The sequence below is a fragment of the Pedobacter sp. BG31 genome, from assembly GCF_042464845.1.
In the GTDB taxonomy this organism is placed as follows: Bacteria; Bacteroidota; Bacteroidia; order Sphingobacteriales; family Sphingobacteriaceae; genus Pedobacter; species Pedobacter suwonensis.
Map to the genome: position 1 here is coordinate 69,156 of NZ_JBHNZK010000016.1, position 17,697 is coordinate 86,852.

The 17,697-nt window shown below is 37.9% G+C and carries 20 protein-coding genes; 8 read left to right on the forward strand and 12 right to left on the reverse strand.

Going from position 1 to position 17,697, the window contains the following annotated elements; translation table 11 throughout:
* Positions 1-41: 41 nt before the first annotated feature.
* The gene (locus ACFE6N_RS17830; RefSeq protein ID WP_378938628.1) at positions 42-569 is read left to right on the forward strand and encodes a thioredoxin family protein; all 528 of its coding nucleotides are present in this window, start codon (positions 42-44) and stop codon (positions 567-569) included.
* 84 nt (positions 570-653) lie between these two features.
* Here the strand turns inward: ACFE6N_RS17830 and ACFE6N_RS17835 are convergent, their stop codons facing one another.
* From ACFE6N_RS17835 to ACFE6N_RS17855, 5 genes are all read right to left on the reverse strand, one after another.
* Positions 654-863, reverse strand: coding sequence for a hypothetical protein (locus ACFE6N_RS17835; RefSeq protein ID WP_293743252.1), 210 nt, complete (start codon positions 861-863; stop codon positions 654-656).
* 323 nt (positions 864-1,186) lie between these two features.
* Positions 1,187-1,717, reverse strand: coding sequence for a DUF4251 domain-containing protein (locus ACFE6N_RS17840; protein WP_378938630.1), 531 nt, complete (start codon positions 1,715-1,717; stop codon positions 1,187-1,189).
* 107 nt (positions 1,718-1,824) lie between these two features.
* Positions 1,825-2,445 (reverse strand): prealbumin-like fold domain-containing protein, encoded by a 621-nt coding sequence (locus tag ACFE6N_RS17845; RefSeq protein WP_378938632.1) that lies wholly within the window; start codon positions 2,443-2,445, stop codon positions 1,825-1,827.
* Positions 2,446-2,532: 87 nt separating this feature from the next.
* On the reverse strand, positions 2,533-2,871 hold the full coding sequence (locus ACFE6N_RS17850) for a TfoX/Sxy family protein (protein WP_378938634.1): 339 nt from the start codon (positions 2,869-2,871) through the stop codon (positions 2,533-2,535).
* Positions 2,872-2,879: 8 nt separating this feature from the next.
* Positions 2,880-3,353 carry a hypothetical protein gene (locus ACFE6N_RS17855; RefSeq protein WP_378938637.1) on the reverse strand — a complete coding sequence of 158 codons (474 nt, stop codon included), beginning with the start codon at positions 3,351-3,353 and terminating at the stop codon, positions 2,880-2,882.
* Positions 3,354-3,656: 303 nt separating this feature from the next.
* On the opposite strand from ACFE6N_RS17855, the gene ACFE6N_RS17860 reads away from it, so the two are divergent.
* The 5 genes from ACFE6N_RS17860 (at position 3,657) to ACFE6N_RS17880 (ending at position 8,921) form a co-directional block, all read left to right on the forward strand.
* The gene (locus ACFE6N_RS17860) at positions 3,657-4,265 is read left to right on the forward strand and encodes a ribonuclease HII (protein WP_090983001.1); all 609 of its coding nucleotides are present in this window, start codon (positions 3,657-3,659) and stop codon (positions 4,263-4,265) included.
* A 22-nt stretch (positions 4,266-4,287) separates the two neighbouring features.
* Positions 4,288-5,490 (forward strand): glycosyltransferase family 4 protein, encoded by a 1,203-nt coding sequence (locus tag ACFE6N_RS17865; RefSeq protein ID WP_378938639.1) that lies wholly within the window; start codon positions 4,288-4,290, stop codon positions 5,488-5,490.
* Positions 5,491-6,013: 523 nt separating this feature from the next.
* Positions 6,014-7,093 (forward strand): glycine cleavage system aminomethyltransferase GcvT, encoded by a 1,080-nt coding sequence (gene gcvT / locus ACFE6N_RS17870; protein WP_090983005.1) that lies wholly within the window; start codon positions 6,014-6,016, stop codon positions 7,091-7,093.
* Positions 7,094-7,127: 34 nt separating this feature from the next.
* A complete protein-coding gene (locus tag ACFE6N_RS17875; RefSeq protein WP_378938641.1) occupies positions 7,128-8,171 on the forward strand; it encodes a YhcG family protein in 1,044 nt (347 codons plus the stop codon).
* 30 nt (positions 8,172-8,201) lie between these two features.
* A complete protein-coding gene (locus tag ACFE6N_RS17880) occupies positions 8,202-8,921 on the forward strand; it encodes a 2-phosphosulfolactate phosphatase (protein ID WP_378938643.1) in 720 nt (239 codons plus the stop codon).
* A 354-nt stretch (positions 8,922-9,275) separates the two neighbouring features.
* On the opposite strand, the gene ACFE6N_RS17885 is transcribed toward ACFE6N_RS17880, so the two are convergent.
* The gene (locus ACFE6N_RS17885) at positions 9,276-10,046 is read right to left on the reverse strand and encodes a patatin-like phospholipase family protein (protein ID WP_090983009.1); all 771 of its coding nucleotides are present in this window, start codon (positions 10,044-10,046) and stop codon (positions 9,276-9,278) included.
* 60 nt (positions 10,047-10,106) lie between these two features.
* On the reverse strand, positions 10,107-11,141 hold the full coding sequence (gene gldB / locus ACFE6N_RS17890; RefSeq protein WP_378938645.1) for a gliding motility lipoprotein GldB: 1,035 nt from the start codon (positions 11,139-11,141) through the stop codon (positions 10,107-10,109).
* Between the two features lie 28 nt (positions 11,142-11,169).
* On the opposite strand from gldB, the gene ACFE6N_RS17895 reads away from it, so the two are divergent.
* Both ACFE6N_RS17895 and ACFE6N_RS17900 read left to right on the forward strand, forming a co-directional pair.
* The gene (locus ACFE6N_RS17895; RefSeq protein WP_378938648.1) at positions 11,170-11,844 is read left to right on the forward strand and encodes a porin family protein; all 675 of its coding nucleotides are present in this window, start codon (positions 11,170-11,172) and stop codon (positions 11,842-11,844) included.
* 105 nt (positions 11,845-11,949) lie between these two features.
* The gene (locus tag ACFE6N_RS17900) at positions 11,950-13,590 is read left to right on the forward strand and encodes an NAD+ synthase (protein WP_378938650.1); all 1,641 of its coding nucleotides are present in this window, start codon (positions 11,950-11,952) and stop codon (positions 13,588-13,590) included.
* Between the two features lie 201 nt (positions 13,591-13,791).
* Here ACFE6N_RS17900 and ACFE6N_RS17905 read toward each other — a convergent pair whose 3' ends face one another.
* The 5 genes from ACFE6N_RS17905 to ACFE6N_RS17925 form a co-directional block, all read right to left on the reverse strand.
* Positions 13,792-14,208: an OsmC family protein gene (locus ACFE6N_RS17905; protein WP_090983017.1), complete on the reverse strand. Its 417-nt coding sequence runs from the start codon at positions 14,206-14,208 to the stop codon at positions 13,792-13,794.
* 89 nt (positions 14,209-14,297) lie between these two features.
* Entirely contained in the window at positions 14,298-14,816 is a 519-nt protein-coding gene (lspA, locus tag ACFE6N_RS17910) for a signal peptidase II (RefSeq protein WP_378938653.1), read from the reverse strand.
* Between the two features lie 4 nt (positions 14,817-14,820).
* On the reverse strand, positions 14,821-15,282 hold the full coding sequence (locus ACFE6N_RS17915; RefSeq protein ID WP_378938655.1) for a DinB family protein: 462 nt from the start codon (positions 15,280-15,282) through the stop codon (positions 14,821-14,823).
* Positions 15,275-16,903, reverse strand: coding sequence for an apolipoprotein N-acyltransferase (gene lnt, locus ACFE6N_RS17920; protein ID WP_378938657.1), 1,629 nt, complete (start codon positions 16,901-16,903; stop codon positions 15,275-15,277). The genes ACFE6N_RS17915 and lnt overlap by 8 nt, the downstream gene beginning before the upstream one ends.
* Before the next feature lie 131 nt (positions 16,904-17,034).
* Positions 17,035-17,688 carry a PH domain-containing protein gene (locus tag ACFE6N_RS17925; protein WP_090983025.1) on the reverse strand — a complete coding sequence of 218 codons (654 nt, stop codon included), beginning with the start codon at positions 17,686-17,688 and terminating at the stop codon, positions 17,035-17,037.
* Positions 17,689-17,697 lie beyond the last annotated feature (9 nt).

The window sequence follows — 17,697 nt, forward strand, 5'->3', positions numbered from 1 at the left end:
AATTATAGACTTTATTATCTTTGCTTATTATTCTAAAAACCATGAAAAAATTAGTTATTTTATTAACGACAATATTGATTTCGACCGCGGCTTTTAGCCAGGCAAAAAAGGAAAGTGTTCACATCTATAACCCGCAGGCAAATGCTAAAGCGGATATTGCTGCTGCGGTTGCAAAAGCAGCCAAAGAAAATAAACATGTTTTGTTACAGGTTGGCGGTAACTGGTGCAGCTGGTGTATCGCATTTCATAACCTGATTGATAGCACAGCCACGCTAAAAAAATACATCAACGATAATTTCGAGACGGTGCCGGTTAACTATAGCCCTGAAAATAAAAATGAAAGTGTTCTGGCTGGTTTAGGCTATCCTCAACGTTTTGGTTTTCCGGTATTCGTAATTCTTGATGGAAAAGGCAAAGTATTGCACATCGAAAATTCATCTTATTTAGAAACGGAAGAAGTTGGCGCTAACGGTAAAAAGAAAGTAGGACATGATGTAAAGAAAATTACTTTATTTTTGAAAGGGTGGACAAGAGCAGCAGTCGATCCTGAAACTTATAAAGCTAAGTAGTGGTTTCAGGTAAAGGCTGAACCATAACGTCGGGCCTGAATATTTAAAAAGCCTTTCGGATTTTCGCATCTGAAAGGCTTTTTGTTAATCTTCTAGTTCATCTTCATCCACCTCATCATCTAGGTTCAACTCATAAGAGGCTCTTGAAGCTTCATCGGCTTGTTCCAGCAAATCTTTATCGTGTTCAATGCTGGTATCATCACCGCTAATTTCATTGATGTTTTCTACATCATCCTCTCTGCGTAAAGCGTCGTTAGGATCGTTCGAATAATTATCGTTTTCTGGGTCTATCATAACTTTAAGGTTTTATATAAGATAATCGTTTTGATAGTGAAATTGTTTTGGAGAAAGTCTTAAAGAACAACAAAAACGTATTCCGTAAATTTGCCTTTCCCTGATTAGCCTGGCGATCCTTTTTAGATTCTTCGCTGTGGAAATCTTAAAGCGCCTGCATTAAGATTATTGATAATTGGTTTTTTATTCAGGGCATTCATGAGCTCTTCGTAGTTCCCAATCAAGCTGGGAATGACGATCGATCGAAGGATACTACAAAATAAAATTTATCTGTCGCTTATTTGATTTTTATAAAATATATTCTTTTTAAGAATAACAAAGTTTTAATCCTTTTTCTTAGGCTCCTCCAGATATCCATTAAAATAGATGGGCTGTTTATTTATACTGCTGGCCGTTAATGAAGCATATCCGTTGGTAGAAATATTGATCGTAAACCGATAATTCTCTCTTATTACATCTTTTGTTTCAATTTGAATGGTGTACATGCCTTTTTTATTTTTGGATTCTTTATAGGTGAAATTTTTCGAAGTAAATTTGATTCCGCCTTGTGTCGGATCCATCGGAGCAGAAAAAGACCTGCCAAAATAAGGTAGATAAGCCACAATACTGTCTTTGGTAACCTTAACATCGTATTGAGACCCCGTTAGGTTTATTGAAGAACCTGCCTGACTGCCTGGCATTGCTGCCAATATTCTGTTAATGTCATTGTTAGACATTGGCGTGGCTGTGTTAGCTATAAAGTTGTAATTTTTATCTGCTACAATTTTAATTGTGGTTTCCTTATCGGTTTGGGCGAAAGATTGAAATCCGATCGAAAGAAATGCAAAGCTCAATATTAAATTTAAACGTTTCATCGTGTGTGTTTTAAATGTGTCACAATTTAAAGATGCACAGATTTGAAAGATTCCATAATAGTGCCAAAAATAGAACGAAACTTAAATCAAATGGTTTTAGTTTTTAACTAAGGATTTATCTTTTCCGAATGATTTGATTTATATAAGGGATTATTTTTTTCGGCTTCGGAAGCCCCCATGGCCGTGAATTTATAGGTGCCCGCAGGCAGGTTATTCAGTTCTATTTCGCCATTTTCGTCTGTAATAAGGGTGATTAAATTTCCTCCAGGATTTTTACCGCCTTTAACAATAATACCGCCAATTGGTGATCCGGCTACCCGCGATCTGGGATTATTTGAAGGAACCATAATAATAAATTTATAATTCCCCGTGATGGCGTTGTTAAATTCTATTTCTCCATTTTGCTTAGTTACAAGGTTAGTTGCCTCACCTGCCGGGATGTTAACTGCTTTTACCACTATGCCACCAATAGGTTGCCCGGCTACAAAACTGATTTCTCCACTTGTTACATCCAGTTTGCCTTTAATGGATTTCATGATGCATGGGAAATGCGATTCAGGATAACTCAGTTTGCAATAATCACAATAATGCCCCTCAGGTGCCTGCGCCTTTAATTGTTGTGTATTTGTTGCTTTGATTGCAGGTGATGTGGCAGTTTTTTTAATTTGAGCCAGAGCAATTAATGAGATAAATAGCAGAAATACCGCTAGAGCAGCTCCTTTTTTCATAAAATTTGATTAGAAGGGTAAAATTAATCAAAAAATACGGCTTAATATAAATTAGTTGTTTTGGTCAATCTTTAGGCTTTACACTCATTATTTCTTTTTTGACGCTTTTGCAAAGGGGTTAAAATCGAGGGCAAGTTTAACCCAGAAATCAAGTTCATCATTTCTGACTAAAACATTTTCTGACACCGAAATATAACCCTTCATCGGTCTGCCACCCATTACCATTTGTTCCCAGCCATCTTTATGTGATAAGTTTTCTAAAGCATTTGGATCGATCCGGACCATCATACCGGCTTTGGAAACACCGATGCACATTTTGCCATTTACCATAAACACCAATCCTGAAAACATTAGTTTTTCTTCTATATCAGGTATATGCATCAGTCTTTCAGCCACACGGATGGCAAGGGTTTCGTTGTATCTCACGGTTTAATTTATTCAGTCAGTTTAGTTGTGCCATATTTAATGCCATTATTTCGGAAATATTTCCTGATCAGATCATATTTCTCTGTGCAAAATTTTCCAATATTCATTTTTTCAGAGCTATCTCTTCTGCGATGGCATTCAAAACAGATTTCTATGTATTCTGCAATCAATCCATTTTCATCTAAAAATACGATTCCATTTCGTGGCTCGTAACAGCGGTATCCATCTGACTCTGCTATCAGTAATCCTTTATAGCTTTTGGTAGAGGTATAACTAAAGTTATAGAGGATATCAGTAAGTTTATTTAATTCCAAAGCTGACAACACCTTTTTTTCTTTCAATCTTGCTAGATCTAGTTTTTGTTTTTTTTGTAGCAATGTATCATGAACTTCGTTCTTAACCTGGGTATTGATTGTATCTTTAAAGGTATCTTTATAAATAATCTCGGCGCTGATATCGGGCGGTTCAAAAGAGATTAGCATAACCGTTTTATTTTGGTTAAAAGGAAAGAACTTTAATCGCTCGATGGAAGAATATTTATTACGGTACAAACAAGCCATGCGTTTTTCTAAAACATTATAATCTGCTTCTGATGGAGGTTCAATCGGTGGTGGAGCGGGAGTTGCATGTTTTTTCTTTTGCGCAAAACACGTAAAACATAACAGGCAAAAAATAAGAGTTAATTTAATGATATGCATTGTAAATCCTTTATCCTTAAAATTAATGTTTAAAAGATGTTGGACAAAATAATTTTCTTACTATCGCTATTTCAGTAAATTTGCAACATGTTGTTAAACTGCTATCAGGAAGAATTATTAGAGGCCGGGTGTGATGAAGCGGGAAGAGGTTGCCTTGCAGGCCCTGTTTTTGCAGCTGCGGTGATATTGCCTAAGGGTTTTGTGCTGGAGGGTTTAAACGACTCCAAACAGCTGTCTCATGAACAAAGGGCGCTGTTAAGGCCAATTATCGAACAGGAAGCGCTGGCATGGGCAGTAGCTTCTTGCGATCATGAAGAAATCGACCGCATCAATATTTTAAATGCATCATTTCTGGCCATGCACAGGGCCATTGAAAAATTGCAAACGCCACCGCAATACCTGGTTATTGATGGAAACCGTTTTAAGACCTATCCTCAGATTCCTCATAGCTGCATCGTTAAAGGCGATGGTAAATACCTCAATATTGCAGCTGCCTCCATATTGGCCAAAACACATCGGGATGAATATATGACCAACCTGCATGTAGGTTATCCTCATTATAATTGGCAGCAAAATAAAGGTTATCCAACCATTGCACACCGTAAAGCTGTACTCGAAATGGGCTTATCGCCTTTTCACCGCAAAACTTTTAATGTGAGCGCCCCTCAGTTGGAACTGTTTTCAAAAAACGCCTGAAATTTCGTATTTTCACCACATTGTGAAAATTTTGTTGATTACTAAGCGGATTCCCTTTCCGCCAAACAGTGGTTATCCGATTGTGGTATACAATACCATAAAAGGTTTGCTGCAACTTGGCGCAGATATTACATTGTTTAGCCTTAACCCAACAAAAGGGCGTATTGATATTGAAGATATTTATGACCCTGTTTTTGAAGAGATTAAATACCATACCTGCGATTTAGATACAGATGTAAATGTATGGTCTGCTTTTTTTAATATTTTCACTAACGAATCTTATAATGTTTCCCGGTACTACAGTGAAGATGCTGCCCTGCAGCTGGAAAATCTTTTAAGGGAAAATGCATTCGATATCATTCAGTTCGAAGGTCTCTTTGTGGTACCCTATCTGGATGTGGTTAAGGCAAATAGTAATGCTAAGCTGATTTACCGGGCGCATAATATCGAGTTTACGTTATGGGAACGCCTTTCGCATTCAGAAAAGTTTCTTATTCGGCGCAAATACCTGGCTTTCTTGGCACAACGGCTTAAAGCTTATGAAACTGATCAGATTAATCGCTTTCACCACATTTTTGCTATTTCCGAACCCGATCGCCAAAGCATATTGAGGTTTGGTTGCGAAGTTCCGATGTCAGTTTTTCCGGTAGCCATCGATTTGGAAAAATATAAGGTAGACAAGACCAAAACCAGTTTTCCTACGCTGTTTCATTTAGGGGCAATGGATTGGCGGCCCAATCAGGAAGGATTAGAGTGGTTTTTAGACGATATCTGGCCAGATATTGAGAAGTTGAATAAGGATCTCCGGTTTTACATCGCCGGGAAAAATATGCAGAAACATTTTTTTGAATACGATTCTGAGAACCTGATTGTAGAGGGAGAGGTGTTTGATGCCGTAGAGTTTATGAACTCCAAAGCCATTATGATTGTGCCACTAATTTCTGGTACCGGCATGCGGGTTAAGATTATTGAAGGTATGGCAATGAAAAAATGCATCATTGCCACAACCACCGCAGCTGAAGGAATTAACTGCAGGCACGGGCATGATATCTTGATTGCTGATTCTGCGGATGAGTTTTACCGTTCCATCTTACAATGTGTCATCAATCCTAAACGCTGGGTGGAAATAGGAGAGAATGCACGGAAAACAGTTGAAAATGATCATGGCGTTCAATTAATTTCCGGTAAAATGTTAAAGATTTATGAGGGATTGGTTAGTGCATAAAGATTTGTATTCCTTAGGTTGTTGTTTAGGCTGAGCAATCGAAATCATTCTATCGAATAGCTTTGATCGGATTAAGTGGTGTCTGCTTCTAAATCCTGCAAACTTAAAAATGAAACGCTGTATTGGGTTTCCAGCCCCGGTTGAAGCGTTACCCTGCAGCAACGAGGCACGAGGAAGCGAAGCGTAAAAGCGGAAAACGGGATGAAATTTATGGCTTTATACGGACTTTGCGCTCCAAATCAAATTTTGTATTTCTCCGCCCTTAAGCATAGCTGCACTTCGTTTGCTTGTACTACATTTTCTTTGTTATTATTGTCAATTGCTCTTCAGTGAAGTAATATAATTTTGTAAGCCTGAAGTTCCTCATCAAATCAGTTTTCAGTCTAAAAAACGCCTATAAAATTTACCTCAAAATTTTGTCTTTTTCTTAGTAGTTTTGCCCCGCGAAGAATAAGCATAAAATCGCCATAATTGGGGTTAAAATTGTAATCGCTTCATTATTCATAAAAAATAAAATTTACGGATGAAAAATACCGCATTAACAGAAAAACACATCGCTTTAGGCGCTAAAATGGTTCCATTTGCAGGTTATAATATGCCTGTTACTTATGAAGGTATTAATGCCGAACATGCAACAGTTCGTAATGGAGTAGGTGTTTTTGATGTGAGCCACATGGGTGAGTTTATTCTTAAAGGTGAAAATGCATTAGACCTTATTCAAAGAGTAACCAGTAACGATGCCGCTAAGTTATATGACGGAAAAGTGCAGTACTCTTGCTTGCCCAATAAAGATGGTGGTATTGTTGATGACCTTTTGGTTTACAAGATAGATAATAAAACCTATATGTTGGTGGTAAATGCATCGAACATTGAAAAAGATTGGAACTGGATACAACAGTTTAATACAGAAGGCGTAGAAATGCATAATATTTCTGATCAAACTTCTCTGTTAGCTATTCAAGGACCAAAGGCAGCTGATGCGTTACAAAGTTTAACCGAAGTTGATTTAGCATCAATGGAATATTATACTTTCGTAAAAGGCACTTTTGCCGGAGTTGAAAATGTGGTAATTTCTGCAACAGGTTATACCGGTGCAGGTGGCTTCGAAATTTATTTCGAAAATCAATACGCGGATCAGATCTGGGATGCCATTTTTGAAGCGGGTGCGGCATACAATATTAAGCCAATTGGTTTAGGTGCCCGTGATACTTTACGTTTAGAAATGGGTTTTTGTTTATACGGAAATGATATTGATGATACGACTTCGCCAATTGAAGCCGGTTTAGGTTGGATTACTAAATTTTCTAAATCTTTCACCAATTCAGAAGCATTATTGGCGCAAAAAGAAGCTGGCGTTCAAAAGAAATTAGTTGGTTTTGAAATGATCGACCGTGGTATTCCGCGGCATGATTATCAAATTGCTGATGCTGAAGGAAATGTCATTGGTAAAGTAACTTCTGGTACCCAGGCACCTTCTTTGCAAAAGGCAATCGGTATGGGTTACGTTGCAAAAGATTTCGCTAAAGAAGGAACTGAAGTTTTTATTTTGATCCGCAATACACCGATTAAAGCTAAAGTAGTTAAGTTTCCTTTTTATAAATAAGGTTTAAAGTTAAAGCAGTAATATTTTTGAACTTATGAAAACGGAAGAAAATAAATATTATGAGCTGCTTTATCAAATAGAATCTACCTTAAAAACGGCCAGGCAAAATGCGGTAAAAGCAATTAATACTGAATTGATTACTGCTAATTGGAAAATTGGACGCTATATTGTTGATTTTGAACAGCAAGGCAAGCCTAGGGCTGATTATGGGAAGGAGTTGTTAGTGACCCTCTCTGCAGATCTGAAGTTGAAATTTGGGAAAGGCTTTAGCCGTTCGAGTTTGCAACTGATGCGCTTATTCTATATTAAATATCCTAAATTTCAGTCATTAACAGATCAGAATTTAATTCGCCAGACAGTGTCTGGCGAATTGCCACATAGCCAAACATCGTCTGTCGTTTTACTAAGCTGGAGTCATTATGCTGAGCTTCTAACCGTTTCTGATGACCTAGCCCGAAATTTCTATGAAACCCAGGCCATAAAAGAAAATTGGAGTTTTAGGGAGATGAAGCGGCAGATTGATTCAGCTTTATTTCAAAGGCTTGCGCTCAGTAAAGATAAAAACGGTGTACTGACTTTGGCCGAGAAAGGTCAGATGTTCCATAGTACTGACGATTTGGTACGGGATCCTTATGTATTTGAGTTTTTAAATATCCCTATGGGAAGTGTAATTAAGGAATCAGGACTCGAGAAAAAACTTATTGATAATCTACAGAAATTTTTATTGGAGCTTGGTAAAGGCTTTTCATTTGTAGCCAGGCAGTTTAAAATAACTGTAGATAATGAACATATGTTTGTTGACATCGTTTTTTATCACCGAATATTAAGATGCTTCGTACTTATTGATCTGAAAACAAAAAAGGTAAAGCACCAAGATATCGGTCAAATGAACTTTTACCTTAACTATTTTAAAGAAGAAGAAAATGTTAAGGGAGATAATGACCCAATTGGGATTATTATTGCTGCAGATAAAAATGAGTTTTTGGTTAAATATGCCACAGGGGACTTTCTAATAAAATATTCGTCTCCAAATATCAACTCTATCTACCTGATCAAAAACTTCTTGAAGAAAAGGTAAAGGAAATAATTAATAAATAAATCTCTTAAAATGTCGAAAAAAATAGAAGTTTGTTTAACGCCAGCCTTGATCGATTTATACGATATTGAGCAGAGTATTGTGGTGGTGATCGATATTTTGAGGGCTACCTCTTCCATTACCTATGGAATAGATAACGGAGCTGAAGCAATTATTCCCGTAGCTCAGGTAGATGATTGTTTAAATTATCGTGACAGTGGATTTTTATTGGCAGCCGAACGAAATGGAGAGGTTGTAGCAGGTTATGATTTCGGCAACTCGCCATTCTCTTATACGCAAGAAAAAGTGAATGGAAAAACGGTTGTGCTAACCACTACAAATGGTACCAAGGCTTTACATTTGGCACAGAAAAGAGCCTACCAGGTTTTAATAGGATCTTTCTTAAACTTAGATTCAATTTGTGATTATCTGAAAAGTCAGGATAAAAATGTGCTTTTGCTTTGCGCAGGTTGGAAAGATCAGTTCAACTTAGAGGATACGCTTTTTGCAGGTGCTGTAGTAAGCAATCTGCGTCAGAATTTTGAACATTTTGATGATTCCAGTGTGGCAGCCGAAGATCTGTATGCCTTAGCTAAAGGAGATTTAAGGAAATATCTCCACAAATCATCACATAGCCATCGCTTGGCCCAGTTGAATATAGAAGAAGATGTTGTTTTTTGTTTGCAGTTGAATCTGTGCAAAACAATCCCGGTACTAGTGGGCGAACGTTTAGTAGCCTTAAAAACTAATTAATATAATCCTCTCGTTTTCAATGAGGATTGTTGGAGACCATATTGGTAATGTGATTGCATCAGTCACACAGAAATGTTTCCTCCCCGGCGATACAATCGCCATTCTCTTCTATCCTCGTTGCAAACGAGGACAATGAGGGGATTGATCGGGTATTATAATAAATAGGCTTTGTCTACCCGGGTGTAAGTCTTGATATTGTTTATTCCACAGCCAATTTTTAAACCGGAAAGTTTATATAATGAAACTGCCAGATTAATATCTTCAGCTAATAATAAGGAATTTTCCTGAATAATAAATTATAGTCAGACATGAGTTATATTATTTTTTCTTAAAAATATTTATAAGATTAGTTTCTTATTTTGTAATTAATTCGGAAATCGTCGGACTGTTTTTAATGGTAATTAAGGCCTCTTCATGCGCCAGCCAGTAAATATCTTCTGCACGTTTCATGTCGAATGTACTAATGGCTCCCAGACCTTTAGGTTCGATCAGTACATTGCAAAATTTAGCTTTTCTTTCCATATCATGATTGATTGACATGATTCCTGCGCGGCCCATCAAATTGGTAATACCGGTAATTTTATCGACTGGTTTAAGGTGGTTACAGGATGAGCCTATAATAAAATCGCAGTCATCCATTAAAGGTTCAACCGGAAAATTGTTTAAAATGCCACCATCTACATACATTTGGCCATCAATCATGATGGGTTTAAAAATGCCGGGTATACAACTTGAGGCATGGACAGCCCTGATGAGTGGTCCTTTCGTAAAGTAAACCAACCGGCCTTCACTAAAATTTACGGCAGCAATGGTTAAAGGTATCTTTAGCTTTTCTATAGAATCTTCAGGAAAATATTCCTTCAGAATCAAAGCAGTATTTTCAATATTAATCAATCCTAGCGAACCTACCGCCGGACGTACAAAGCGCCAAAGCTTTGTTTTAAGGAAAATATTTAACCCTTCTTCTGGGTCTATGCCGGCAGCAAAAAAAGATCCCGCTATGGCGCCTGCACTTGTTCCGCTAATGTGGCTAAAGGTAATCCCTAAATTACTGAAGGCCTTCAAAACACCTAAATGCGCGATTCCTCTAATACCTCCGCCCGATAATACAATGCCGACTTTCATTTTTTCCTTAGGTTAATATTTGAACTGATTTTGATATAACAGGTTTCTGCTAACGGTAAACTACCTCTGTTGCTTTGGTTTATACTTCGATTGATTTAAGATTTTCTGTACATCGTTATCAACCATTAACTGTTGCAAAGTAACATCTGGATGCGTACTCATATATTTCCTCACAATTTGCCAGCCTATCCATACGCCCAATTTTGGTGCCGATTCTCTATTTTCGCCTAAACCTGGCGTAAAAGGTCCTTCTGATAAAAATACCTGGATTTTTTGATAGTCGGTTTCGAAAAGATAATTATTCTCCAGAAAATATGCCCAAATGTCCCCTTCAAAGTTTTGTACCCAGTCTAATTGCTGTTGGGTATATCCGATTTTGGTAGAATCACCTACATTCTCGGGTAAAACCTGATCAAGAAAGTATAAAATCTTTCCCTGAAAAATCATTTTAGATAATAAAGTCCTGTTATCATCAGGCTCCGCAAAAAGTTCTTCATGGGCATAAGTTTCGGCTACACGGGGCACAATATATGCAGGCGTGAACCTCCTCGAAAGGTAAAGGGGTACACTTTGCACAATGGCCCTGTAAAATTTGCTGTCTTTACCCAGAAACATGTCTAAACCGATGCCCAGATAATTATCTCCAACAGGCATCTGGTAAGCAAAGCCTGAGGCAAAAGAAATGAATTTGGGAATCTTCGCTTTTGGATAATAATATTTAATGTATTTAAAAGTCTGGTTTAATCCCTCTTCCTGTGCTTTTAAATCTGGAAAAACACTATCCACTTCCTTGCTTAAATCCGTATAGGCCTGATCATGGTATAAGTTAGTCAACGATTCGGTGTTGGAAAATTTACTGTCTAAAATCCGATGGATAAAATCGTCATAAAACATCCCGTACTTTGAAGCAAGTTGGTTATTTACTTCAAGTACATTTTTATTTTTTCCATTAAAAAGTTCCTGATCAAATCTTTCAATTTTGATGTTTACCTCTATATTACTAACATCAGGCCGGTTGCTATGTTTGCAGGAAATAAATATGATGGCAAAAAGAAAAATTAGATAAATTTGCCAGTGTTTTACGTTATACATCATGTAACACAAATATATAAACACCTATAGCATGAAAAAAATATCAACCATTTTAATTTTATCTGTTTTAAGTTTCGGCGTCTGGGCACAAAATTCGCCCTTAACCAGTTACGGTTTTAGGTTAGGATTAACCGCGAGTCCAACTTTTGGCTGGATTAAACCTGAGCAGGGAAAAACTGAGGGAGTAGCCCTGGGCTTTTCATATGGATTGATTGGTGACTTTAATTTTGCTCCAAATTATAGTTTTTCTTCGGCCTTAACTATTACTTCTGTTAATGGTAAAAGCACAGAGGCCAATGTTTCACCTTATTATGCAGCAAGTGGCAGTACAGCACCAAAAGCTTACGATTTAAAATATAAGCTACAATACGTAGAGCTGCCTTTAACTGTTAAGCTTAAGACCGTGAAAACTGATGGAAAACGCTGGTATGGTCAGTTTGGATTGTCTAATTCAATTAACATCAGTGCAAAACAAAATGCGGTTACCGATGGTATGGTTGTTGGTGATAATTTAAATGTGTCTGATCACATCAAATTTTATCGCGCCGGATTAATTATTGGTGGCGGTGGGGAATTTGATATTTCGGGCAATACCAGTATAGTGGCCGGGTTAACTTTTAATAACGGTTTCACTAATATCGTAACCGATAAAACCAGAGATGTTAGAAATCACTATTTAGCACTTAATTTCGGCGTATTCTTTTAATCCGAATAGCTGTCTTGATACTCAATATGCACTACTTGATACCAGATACTCACTACTTGATACCAGATACTTACTACTTGATACTCACTACCTGACACATTTAACATGAAAATAGCACTAGCACAACTTAATTACCACATCGGGAACTTTGAGGCCAACACCAGAAAAATAACTGAATATATTCAATTGGCAAAAGACAAAGGGGCAGATCTGGTTGTTTTTGCCGAATTGGCTATTTGTGGTTACCCGCCGAGAGATTTTCTGGAGTTTGATGAATTTATTGGGTTGTGTGAAACCGCGGCCCATGAAATAGCAAAGTCCTGTATCGATATTGCGTGTATTGTTGGGCTCCCTGTTAAAAATGACCTATTGCAGGGGAAAGACCTTTATAACGCAGCTTATTTCATTGAGGATGGAAAAGTTAAGGCAGTGGTGAAAAAAGCATTGTTGCCAACTTATGATGTGTTTGATGAATATCGCTATTTTGAACCGGCCACACAATTTAACTGTATCGATTTTAAAGGTAAAAAAATTGCCTTGACCATTTGTGAAGACCTTTGGAATATTAACGATAATCCATTGTATATATCAAATCCAATGGATGAGTTGATTAAAGGGCAGCCAGATGTAATGATTAATATCGCAGCGTCACCTTTCTCTTATACCCATGATGATGAACGCATTAAAGTACTGGCCGATAATGCAAAAAAGTACAGCCTGCCAGTTTTCTATGTAAACCAGGTTGGGGCGCAGACGGAGATTATTTTTGATGGCGGTTCTTTGGTTTTTGATGCTGATGGAGCCATGAAAGCAGAGATGAAATATTTTGAAGAGGATCTTCAGGTATTTGATCTTGAAGAGGTTGAAAATGTACGCAATAAGTATCCGCAATCGGAAAGATTAACAGATATTGAACAGATTCATGATGCACTGGTTTTAGGCATAAAAGATTATTTTGGGAAGTCTGGATTTAGTAAAGCCGTTTTAGGTTTGTCTGGCGGAATTGATTCAGCGGTGGTTTGTGCCCTGGCTTGTCGCGCATTAGGCCCCGGGAATGTAATGGCCGTTTTAATGCCTTCTAAATATTCATCCGACCATTCTGTTCAGGACGCTTTGGATTTGGTGAACAATATTGGTTGTATGCACGAAATTGTGCCTATTAAAGAGGTTACAGAAGCTTTTGACAATATATTGGCGCCAGCGTTTAAAGGTTTGCCTTTTAACCTTACTGAAGAGAATATCCAGGCGCGGATCCGCGGCATTATCAACATGGCGATGAGCAATAAATTTGGCTATATTTTATTAAATACCTCAAACAAAAGCGAATGTGCAGTAGGATATGGCACGCTGTATGGCGATATGTGCGGTGCAATTGGTGTGATTGGTGATGTATATAAAATGCAGGTTTTTGAACTCGCGAAGTACATCAATAAGGAAAGGGAAATTATACCGGTTAACATCATTGTTAAACCACCATCAGCAGAATTGAGGCCTGATCAGAAAGATTCTGATTCTTTACCTGAATATGAAATCCTCGATAAAATATTATACCAGCATATTGAAAGGAAACAAGGCTCAAAAGCCATTATTGCTCAGGGATTTGATGAGGCATTGGTTTTACGTATCCTAAAGATGGTTAATGTTGCCGAATTTAAACGTTACCAAACACCACCTATTTTAAGGGTATCGCCCAAAGCCTTCGGCATGGGCAGAAGAATGCCAATTGTAGGGAAATATATGGTTTAGTTGTTTAACTGATCAATTACTGAGATTGTTAAACTGTGGATTACAAACTGAAAACTGTTAACAGGTAGTTGTTGAAACTGTGAATTGCAGAAAGGTCGTCATCTCGACTGAAGCGTAGCGGAATGGAGAAATCTTTTGAATTGATTTCTCTACTACGTTTTACTCCGCTCGAAATGACGATTAGGGGTTTACCGTTACGTTTTAAGCTAAAGTAGCATCAACTGTAATGGTTGTATTCAATAATTTAGAGATCGGGCAGTTTTTCTCTGCATCTGCTACCAGCTCATCGAATTTTTCCTGTGTTAAATCTGGTACAGAAGCTGTTAAAGTTAAATGCGATTCTACAATTTCACCTTTTGACGGATCAAGGTTGATTTCACATTTTGTTTCCAGTTTATCGGCTGTAAACCCTGCTTCAGTTAAGTTAGCAGATAGTTTCATGGTAAAACAGCCTGCATGTGCAGCAGCAATCAATTCCTCTGGATTTGTACCCACACCATCTGCAAAACGGGTATTGAAAGAATATTGAGTGTTATTTAAAGTAGTGCTTTGTGTAGTGATGTTACCACTGCCTTCTTTGATAGAACCTTGCCATACGGCTGTTGCATTTCTTTTCATAATCGGATTTTATTTTTAGATTGTTTAACACCTAAAGATAAAAATATGTTTGTGTAAAGCCGGCAATTCTTTGTTAAGAAATCATGTGATTATCCGGCCTTATCCATTGGTTCTTCCTGAACCATTTTACCTCTTAACGATTGAAAAAGCAATATAGTTATACCTATCATAATCGAAATATCGGCAAAATTAAAAACACCTGTTTGGAAGAGGTAAAAATCCATGTGCATAAAATCGGTAACCGATCCATGCAAAATCCGATCATATAAATTGCCTACACCACCGCCGATCAGAAAACACAAAGCAATTTGCATGGTCATCGGCAAGTTACGTTTGGTAAATAGAAAATATAAACCGTAGAGCAAAAATAATAGGGGTAAACCTGTTAAAATAATGAGCCTGAAAATGTAGGGCATGTTATCGCCCAGGCTCAAAAATGCCCCGGTGTTTTCTACTCTGGTTAAGGTGAAATGGTCTTTTATAATGCTGATGTTTTCGTAATCGCTGATCTCGTTACGAACAATTCTTTTAGAAAACTGGTCGCAGCTAAAATTTAGGGTTAATAATAAGAGTAATATCGACCAGCGGAGGTTTTCTATTTTTTGCATAATTTTATCTGATAATATCGGCATCTACCGGTGTATAGCCCAAATGCCTGCTTAGCGACATGATTTGCCCCTTGTGATGAAACTCGTGAGTGATGACATGGGTGAACAACTGTAAAGGATTTACAGTTAAAATCGCTCCGTTTTTGTCCAATTCCATTTTATGCAACTCATTTCCTTTAAATTTTTCTGTAAATAAAGCAATATATTCATCTGCCTGTTCAAAATAAGTTTGGCAGTCGTGTAAAGTCTGGTACCTTTCGAAAAGTAAAAACTCCTGTTCAATGCCCAAGGCCCTTTCGCCAATCCATGCGCAATAGGTCTGACAAATATGAACCAACAAATTTCTGATGGAGCCTCTGCCGAACGAACTGTTATTGGTTAAAAAATCATGTTCTGAAATTTGCCCTACATAAGTTAAAAGGGTATTCCTGGAGGATAAAACGAAATCGTATTGTTGTTTAAGCATGGCCCGTTTTCCTGATCCATTTTCTATATGGAATAATCAAAGCTAAAAGAACGGCGGTAATGCTCAGCAATTTTGCAATAATATCTCCGCTTTTTACATAAAAGGTAATCTCGTCATTCAGGTTGATATTGGCCTTTAATGCAGTTCTGGTCCACCATTTGGTCTTTTGGATTACATCGCCGCGTTGGTTGATAAAGCAGGATATTCCGGTATTGGCCGAGCGTGCTACATCACGATGGGTTTCAATTGCCCTGAGTTTGGCATACATCATGTGCTGGTCTTTCCCTGAAGTATTTCCCCACCACCCATCATTGGTGATAATCGCGATAAATTGTGCACCATCTTTAACCTGTTCACCAATCCAATCGCCCCACAAACTTTCATAACAAACCACAGGCGCAACACCAATGCCGCTTTGCGCATATAGCACACTCGGCTTATCTTGCCAGCCCCATCCGCCAACAGTTCCGCCCAACTGAGCAAAAACGCCGTCTAAAAACGAAAATACTTTTGGGAAGGGCATTTTTTCTACCCCGGGAACCAGTTTGGACTTATGGTAAAACTGAACATTGGCAGAGTTCTCTACCTGCATGGCGGTGTTAAAATTATCAAAATAAATACCCCGTTGGTTATCAAATTTTGAGGTTATTGTTCTTTTATCCTGATAAATTTTAATGCTTTCTATGCCTGTAATCAATGTTCCGTTTTTATACTTTGATAAAAAGTTTTGCAGCGTGATGAAATCGTTATTGCTCCTGATCCGATCTTCATCAGCGTAATTTGGAATAGCCGTTTCCGGCCAGATAAAATACTCGGTATTGGTTTGTCCGATGGAATCTGACAAGTGTGTCAATATATTGATTTGTTCGGCTGGTGGTATATTTTCCAGTTTTTGGTAAGGATCGATATTTGGCTGAACCACTACTACATTACTTGGTGTTCCTTTTTGTGTGGAAGTAGAGTATTTGGTTAACGAAATGCTGATGGGAATAATCACTGCCAAAGCCCAGATACCCGCTGTTCTAAACCTTAAATAGCCGGTTTGTGATCTGAATTTCTGGTAAGCTTCAAAAGCCAGGATATTGCTCAATAAAATCCACAGCGAACCACCATAAACACCGGTATAATCATACCATTGGGCCAATTGGTGCATACCTGCCAAGCCATTACCCAAGGTCATCCAGGGGAAAGCTAAATCCCAGGTTTGCTGCAGATATTCTAAGGCGATGTAAAAGGAAATCAAGCCCAGATAAGCCATCTTGTTATTTACATATTTACCTAGCCTGTAGTATAACCAAAAAGCAAAAGTCATTAACAATGCACTTAATCCAAATGGAATTAATGAGACCGGTAGGGCTACAAGCGGTCCATTATAAGCACTGATCGCATTATAAACCCAATAAATTGATGCTGTATTCCAGACTAAAAAAGTTAAACCTGCCGTTAGGAAAATTCTTTTACCCTGTTTCTTTCCGGAATCGTTTGAAATGGCATTCAGTGCAATGAACAAAGGCACCAGGCCAATTAATAACAGCGGTGTGGTAAAAGGCATTGGTGGCCAGGCCAGCCAAAGTAAGCATGCACTTAAGAGAGCGAGGAGATAGGTTTGTTTAGATTTCATATGAAAATACTTGTCATTCTGACGCAGGAAGAATCTCTATGCGATAGAAAACTGACTTTGTTTTTGCTAACGTAGTACATTAGGGGTATGTTAAATATGCTTCGTGCCTCATCATGACAGCAGTTTTTAATCTACAAACTATCTAAAATATTTGCTTTTTTAGCCTCATATTCTTCCTGGGTAATCAGGTGTTTATCGTATAAAGTTTTTAGCTTCCGCAATTTTAACGTGGTTTCGTCTTCCGGCTCTTCTACCACCTCAGCAATTTGGATTACAGGTTGTGCAGGTTCTGGCGCGGGTTCATAAGCAGGTATTTCGGCAATAGGCTGGGCAGTTAAATTAATGGGGGAGGCTGTTGCACGGTTTTCTTCCAGTTTTTGCTGGCGCAGCATTTCTTTATACTCCTCTAGTTGCTGATTGGCAGCCTGATGTAATTTACGTGCCTGCACTTTCGGGATAAATTCGGTTACGATATTTTCGCCATGTTGCGGAACACATATAAATTTAGAACCAAAAAATTCTTCTTTAAACGAAACTTCTTTAATGCTTTTCCACGAAATATCTTTGAAATTCATCGTTAAGCCCAAATTACCAGGCTCGCAATAGAAAATCCGCTTATTGGAGATTGCAATGCTATCTGGTAACAAGTTTACCGCTGGTTTTTTCTGTACGGCTAAATATAAAAGTTCTTCGCCTGTGGTTAGCAGGTCGTTTAATTTTCCAATAACTTTTTCAACCGCTTTTGGGTCTTGTTCGTCACTCAGAAATCTATCTATACTCATCATGATATTTTT

Coding starts and splice junctions, on each gene's coding strand:
- ACFE6N_RS17830 (WP_378938628.1), top strand. CDS start 42: ATGAAAAAATTAGTTATTTTATTAACGACAATATTGATTTCGACCGCG.
- ACFE6N_RS17835 (WP_293743252.1), bottom strand. CDS start 863: ATGATAGACCCAGAAAACGATAATTATTCGAACGATCCTAACGACGCT.
- ACFE6N_RS17840 (WP_378938630.1), bottom strand. CDS start 1,717: ATGAAACGTTTAAATTTAATATTGAGCTTTGCATTTCTTTCGATCGGA.
- ACFE6N_RS17845 (WP_378938632.1), bottom strand. CDS start 2,445: ATGAAAAAAGGAGCTGCTCTAGCGGTATTTCTGCTATTTATCTCATTA.
- ACFE6N_RS17855 (WP_378938637.1), bottom strand. CDS start 3,353: ATGCTAATCTCTTTTGAACCGCCCGATATCAGCGCCGAGATTATTTAT.
- ACFE6N_RS17860 (WP_090983001.1), top strand. CDS start 3,657: ATGTTGTTAAACTGCTATCAGGAAGAATTATTAGAGGCCGGGTGTGAT.
- gcvT (WP_090983005.1), top strand. CDS start 6,014: ATGAAAAATACCGCATTAACAGAAAAACACATCGCTTTAGGCGCTAAA.
- ACFE6N_RS17875 (WP_378938641.1), top strand. CDS start 7,128: ATGAAAACGGAAGAAAATAAATATTATGAGCTGCTTTATCAAATAGAA.
- ACFE6N_RS17880 (WP_378938643.1), top strand. CDS start 8,202: ATGTCGAAAAAAATAGAAGTTTGTTTAACGCCAGCCTTGATCGATTTA.
- ACFE6N_RS17885 (WP_090983009.1), bottom strand. CDS start 10,046: ATGAAAGTCGGCATTGTATTATCGGGCGGAGGTATTAGAGGAATCGCG.
- gldB (WP_378938645.1), bottom strand. CDS start 11,141: ATGATGTATAACGTAAAACACTGGCAAATTTATCTAATTTTTCTTTTT.
- ACFE6N_RS17895 (WP_378938648.1), top strand. CDS start 11,170: ATGAAAAAAATATCAACCATTTTAATTTTATCTGTTTTAAGTTTCGGC.
- ACFE6N_RS17900 (WP_378938650.1), top strand. CDS start 11,950: ATGAAAATAGCACTAGCACAACTTAATTACCACATCGGGAACTTTGAG.
- ACFE6N_RS17905 (WP_090983017.1), bottom strand. CDS start 14,208: ATGAAAAGAAATGCAACAGCCGTATGGCAAGGTTCTATCAAAGAAGGC.
- lspA (WP_378938653.1), bottom strand. CDS start 14,816: ATGCAAAAAATAGAAAACCTCCGCTGGTCGATATTACTCTTATTATTA.
- ACFE6N_RS17915 (WP_378938655.1), bottom strand. CDS start 15,282: ATGCTTAAACAACAATACGATTTCGTTTTATCCTCCAGGAATACCCTT.
- lnt (WP_378938657.1), bottom strand. CDS start 16,903: ATGAAATCTAAACAAACCTATCTCCTCGCTCTCTTAAGTGCATGCTTA.
- ACFE6N_RS17925 (WP_090983025.1), bottom strand. CDS start 17,688: ATGATGAGTATAGATAGATTTCTGAGTGACGAACAAGACCCAAAAGCG.